We start from the raw sequence: 5,501 nt of genomic DNA, 5'->3' as shown, positions 1-5,501 counted from the left end.
GCTTGGCCTGGGAGAAGTCGGGGCCAGGGTAGAGCCACAGCTTGCCGGTGCTGGAGTCGACCGCCACGACGTCGTGGATTCCGTCGCCGGTCTGGTCCCCCGCTCCGGCGAGCTGGGTGAGCTGGAAGTCGTTGCGGCCGAAGCGCTCGGCGCGGCCGCTCGCATCCGTCAGCACGACGCCGCCGTCGCCGTCGCTGTCCGGAACCACTCCCATGTCGTAGTCCGACGACCAGCCTGCGCCGAACAGGGAACCGGTGCGCGGGTCGAGCGAGTTGTAGGTGCGGCTCACGGACAGTGCGGGACCGACAGCGGCGACGGAGGCTTCTGACGCGTCGGTGGTGTAGTTGCCGGCCTGCGGGTCGAAGCTGCGCGTGGTGCCGTTACCGGCCGCACCGCCGAGGCGGGAGGTGATCACCGGTTGTTGGACGGTGGTACTGAACGAGGTGTAGGCCGTCAGCGGGCTCTCTCCGAGGTGGTCGCCGACCTTGACGGACCACAGGTAGTCCGTGTTCCACGACAGCAGGCCCACCGGTACGCGCCAGGACTGTGCCGGGTGCCAACCCGACTCGGCGATCATCTGCGGTGCTCCGGTCGACGGCCGGGTGTAGATCTGGAAGTCGTAGTCGAGACCGGTGCCGGGGTAGTTGTCGAGGTCGTGTCCGGCCGCGTAGAGCTGCGGGGTCAGGGTTCCGACGACCGTGCCGTTCGCCGGCAGGGCGGTGTCGATCTGCGGCGGCACGTTCTGGCTTGAGAGCCGGAAGCAGTCTTGCCACGGCACCCCGTACGAGTCGTGCAGCGATGTGGTGCCGCCCACCATGCCGTCCCAGCACAGCACGTACTGCGCTCCCGGCGACAGCGGCGGTATGACGCCCTGCACGGTGACCGACTGTCCGGTGCGTACCGGGGTCTGCGGGCTTGGGACGCCTACCGCCGGTGCGTTGACCGGCATTTCGTGGGCGCCGGTCGAGTCGAAGATCCGCGCCTTCAGCTGCATGCTGGTCGAGTTCCACCAGTTCGCTGCCAGGTTGGTCATGGTGACCTGCTGCGATCCGGCCGTGGTGGCGGTCGGCGGGGTGTAGGTGTTCGCGATGGAGATGCCTGCTGCCCAGTCCGCGTAGGTGGCGTACAGGTAGGGCGGGTTGGCGGAGTTGACGCTCGCGAACTTCTTCCATGCGTTCGGGTCGGTGCCGCTCGCGGTGACGGCGAGGCCGAGGTTCGTTCCGCCGTGCGCCCAGCTGCTGATCAGCTGGGTGCCTGCCGCGTACGGGTCGTCGCCGAGGTCGATGGGCTCCCACTGCGAGCCGTTGGAGCATTCGACGCCCGCATAGAACTGGCCGACGCCGATGGTGCCGCCGAGCCCGACGCCGGGATAGGTGCTGGTTGTCGACGGGTCCCACGACGAGGTGATCTGCCGGACGTCGACCTCATTCTGCGTGCACTGCGCGGAGTGCACGGTATACAGGGCGAGGCCGGCCGACTCGATGTAGTTGTTCGCCAGGGCGGAGGACGCCACCGGGAAGCTCAGGTACGCGTTTGCCTTGTGCGCTCCGCCGTCGTATGTGCCGACCTTCAGGATCGACTCGGAGGAGTAGTTGGCGTTGAACGGGCTCATCACATACGTCGACTGACCCGCCGCCGACGTGGTGTCGGTCGTGGGGTCGACCCGGACCGGGAACACCCGGTGCGGGTCGGACAGCCAGGCGCTGTCGAGTTCCATCCGCAGCGCCGGTCCGCCGTCGACGGTCACGAGGGAGTAGGTGACGTGGTCGGACATCGCGCCGTCGCCGGAGGCCGGGTCGATGGAGGCGTCCTCCATGAAGCCGTGCGGAATGGCCAGCCGGCCGGCCCCGCTCGCGTCCGTGAACACCGCGTTGCCGCTGCCGTCGATCGTCGCGTTCAGCCCGGTGAGCTTCAGCGGGAAGGTCCACACCGTCGGGGCCGACGCGTCGTGAAGGATCAGGCTCTCCTTCATTCCCTGCGCAGTCGCGTCGTAGCGGACGTCCGTCGAGGTGAACGCGCCCGGGTAGGTGAGGGTGTTGCCGTCCGCCCTCGCCACCGAGTCACGGGCACCCTGCATGCCGTACGACACCTTGTGGTCCGCGTCCAGCGACCAGGCCATCAGCAGCGGGTCGGCAGCGTTGGCGGCGAAGTCCGGCATCCCGGTGTTGGCGGCCTGCTGCCACCGACCACTACGGGCCTGCACCACGGCGGTGTCGATGTCGGCCCAGGTGCCGTCGCTCTTCTTGAAGTGGACCGGGCGCGGGTAGGCCCGCAGTGTCTTCGTCCCATCGGGATTCTGGAACGTCGATGTCGAAGCGGTCCGGGCGTCGGGAAGTTCCTTGCCCGGCACCGGCGGCCCTTGGACCTTGGTGGCCTTCGGGTCGCCGCCCTTCGACTGCTGCGGCGCAGCACCTCGCGCAGCTGCCGCCCGGCGATCCTCCTCCGCCTTCTTGAGCGCTGCCGGGACCTCGACCTTGTCGGCCACCTGCTCCTGCGGGGCGAAGCTCTGACTTGCCGTCATACCGGCCGGGTCCGCGGCGCCCGGCAACTCGCCGGGTGCGGCCGCATGCGCCGTGCCGGGCCCGGACGACGCGTTCTTCGCCCGCGTCGCGTCGGCGCCCACGCTGCCCGCGTGACCGTCCGCCGTGCCGTCGAGTTGCCGGGGGGTGATCGGAGTCGCCAGTGCCTTGGCCACGTCACCGGTGAACGCTGCCGCGCTCTGGGTGCCTACCGTGAGCATGACGGCCAGAGCGACGAGCACGGTCAGGACCCGATGTGTCCCGGGGCGGGGCGCGAAGCGCCCGCGGCGCAGGGCACCGCTTGTGACCGCGGCCTTGTCGGCACGACGGATCCACGAAGAACGGTTCACGGCAACCCCTCACAACGCACGCAAACGAAGGCCAGGGACGAGGTCGGCCAGGCGCAGATATAGCCAGACGCGAAAGGCCCTCGGCAAGCCCCCTCCTATCGGGCCGGCCTGCGTTTTGCCCCCATCCAGTCAGCTATGTCCGATAAAGCGGCAGCGTAAGTGTGGAAACTTTTAACATTTCTTGACTCCGCCGACCTCGCGCCCTCCCCAGGAGCACTCCACCCAGTTCGACCGAGGCTTGACCTGTCACAGGCGAAGCGGATACTCAGGCGTGGCGACCAGCCGCCCGATCCGACACTCGCCCGAAACCCGAATGGACCGACTTCCATGGGAATCAATTTGAAATCCGGAAACCCCACCTCACGACTTCCACGTCGAATCCGGACCCGAAAGATCCTCATCATCTCCGCCGGCTTCGCAGCCGCCTTCCTGGCAGCCGCCGCACTCCACCTCCTCGACGGACCCCCCGCCGTCCAGAAGCCAGACATCCGAAATGTGTCCGGCCGCGCCACCGCCTGCCTGGCCAGCGACAGCACGACCTTTCAGGCATCACCCGCTGCCGCTGACGTATGGACAGCACTACGAAACCAAGGCGCCGCACGCAACGTGAACGTGCAGCAGCTGGTCACCCCTGTGGAGACCGACGAACAGGCCGCCACCTACCTGGCCGGACTCACCAGCCGCCACTGCAACCTGATCGTCACCATCGGCGAGCGCTTCAACAGGGTCGCCCCGAACGTCGCGGAAACAAACCCCGGGACAGCATTCACCGCCATCGAATCCAAATCCGATTCAGCCTCCTCAGGGAAGGTTTCAATCGAAACTCAAGAAAGCTTCGCATCCACTCTCACCAAAACCCTCGAAAGCCTCTCCCGACCAACCCGCTGAGGCAATTCGGAAATATTCTCAAAACGACCGATATGATTGACTCCAGAGTCATGATCGACGCCATACGAAATTCGACAAGCCTCGGATCCGCATCCCCCTGCGGACCACCGCCCGAACCTTGAGCCCACCCGAAGGAATCATGGACTGGTGTCCAAAGGAGAGACTGTTTCCGCATGATGTGCGGCACCCGGACGCGATCACCGGACAGACCCGGAGCCACAGCCGTCCCATGCCAGGCAGGCCGGTGCCAGCAGCCTCCTGTGCGGAGTCACATCGCTGCGGGACCTGATCCGGTGCTCACACGGCATGCCTGTTCAAATCAACCGGTCAAGCCCTCGCAGCCCCGGCGGCCAGGGACAGTAGGTATCAACAGTTACCGGCATGGCAGGGCGACCTGAAGGCCGGAGGGACCGGATCGTCAGCACACTGCGTTGCAGGCGGCGGCCCAGCCGGCTGCGGTGCGGTCGCCACGGGTGAAAACGGCAGCTCCGCTGCGGCCGGCTGACGAATCGCCGGGGGCGGCGTTCGGGTAGGGCAGGTCGACGGACGCGTCCCCGACGATGTGGTGGGTGTAGACGGTGCCGTTCCAGGTGACGGCGGTGGCGCCGCGAGGTCCGGTGATATGGGCATGGCCGGGGTGGAGGGTGATGGTCGTGCCGGTGGTGCGGGTGGCGAGGAGGTTCCGGTAGTCGGGGGGTGCGAGGCGGTTGGTGGCGGGTGGGGTGGTGCCGAGCCAGTCCGGGGAGTCGAGGTGGCGGGCGCGGGCGGCACGCCACATCTCGGGGACGAGGGTGTGGGCGTGGGTAGGGGTGGCCATCTGTTCGCACATCCACAGCAGGCGACCGGCACCGCGGGTGGGGCCGAGGGCGCGCCAGCGGACGCGTTGGGCGAGGTCGGCGGCGACGGTGGCGATCCACGGGTGGACGGTGGCGAGGTGTCCTTGGGCTCCGAGCCAGGCGAGGTATCGCTGGGCGTCTTCGAGGATGGGTGCCATGGAGGCTGCGGGGATGCCGCGGATGTAGGAGGGACGTCCTCTGAATGCCTTGGGTTCGCGGGCGACGAGGAGGAGGACGGCGCGGGCGAGGTCTCCGGCGACCGGCTGCCAGGTGTTCTCCGGCTCGTCTTCGTCGTCGAGGGCGTCGGAGTGGTCGTCGATGTCGGTGAGGGTGCGCAGGACGTTGTAGAGCTCGGCTTTCGCGCGGTCGGTGAAGGGCGCTTGTTCCAGGGTGGGCAGGTGGGTGGCGAGACCGGTGATGAGGGTGTCCTCGGCGGTATCCGCGCCGCTCGGTGCGGGTTGGCGGGCGAGGTGGTCGGCGAGGGTGGAAGCGAGGTCGGCGTCAACCATGAATCGGCTGGTGAGACGGCCGAGTTCAGTGGCTTCCAGGCGGTCGTCGCCGTCGGGGGCGGGGGTGCGGGTGAGGTAGGCGGTGTCGATGAGGAACTCGGCGGCGTCGTGGAGGGGGTCGAAGGGGTGCTGGCCCTGATGGAAGGCGAAGGTGCCTTCCCACCAGCGTTCGGCGCCGGTAAGGGTGTGGACGCGGTTTTGGACGGCTTCGGCGAGCAGGTGGTCGGGGAGGCGGTCGCGGATGCGGGAGGTGACGGTGTATCCGGCGGCCAGGCGGGCCTGCCAGTGGTGGCGCTCGGTGGGCGTGGTGAGGAGGTAGGCATGGCCTTCGCGTTCGCCGGCGCCGATGCGGCCGGCGCGGCCGAACATCTGCTGGACCATGGACACTTCGATGCGGTC

The 5,501-nt window shown here is 68.0% G+C and carries 2 protein-coding genes and 1 pseudogene; 1 reads left to right on the top strand and 2 read right to left on the bottom strand.

Annotated features, from left to right (window positions below; all coding sequences use genetic code 11):
* Positions 1-2,761 (bottom strand): DNRLRE domain-containing protein (locus IEZ12_RS35875; protein WP_189278400.1); only part of this gene is annotated, 2,761 nt, incomplete at its 3' end.
* Positions 2,762-3,196: 435 nt separating this feature from the next.
* Here IEZ12_RS35875 and IEZ12_RS35870 point away from each other — a divergent pair.
* Positions 3,197-3,757 (top strand): BMP family ABC transporter substrate-binding protein, encoded by a 561-nt coding sequence (locus IEZ12_RS35870; RefSeq protein WP_189278399.1) that lies wholly within the window; start codon positions 3,197-3,199, stop codon positions 3,755-3,757.
* A gap of 418 nt (positions 3,758-4,175) precedes the next feature.
* Here IEZ12_RS35870 and IEZ12_RS39765 read toward each other — a convergent pair.
* A pseudogene (locus IEZ12_RS39765) lies at positions 4,176-5,501 on the bottom strand (DEAD/DEAH box helicase); the annotation flags it as partial.

The sequence above is a fragment of the Kitasatospora griseola genome (assembly GCF_014648555.1).
Lineage (GTDB): Bacteria > Actinomycetota > Actinomycetes > Streptomycetales > Streptomycetaceae > Kitasatospora > Kitasatospora griseola.
The sequence above is the reverse complement of the archived record's forward strand: the minus strand, read 5'-3'. Positions and strand labels throughout refer to the sequence as shown.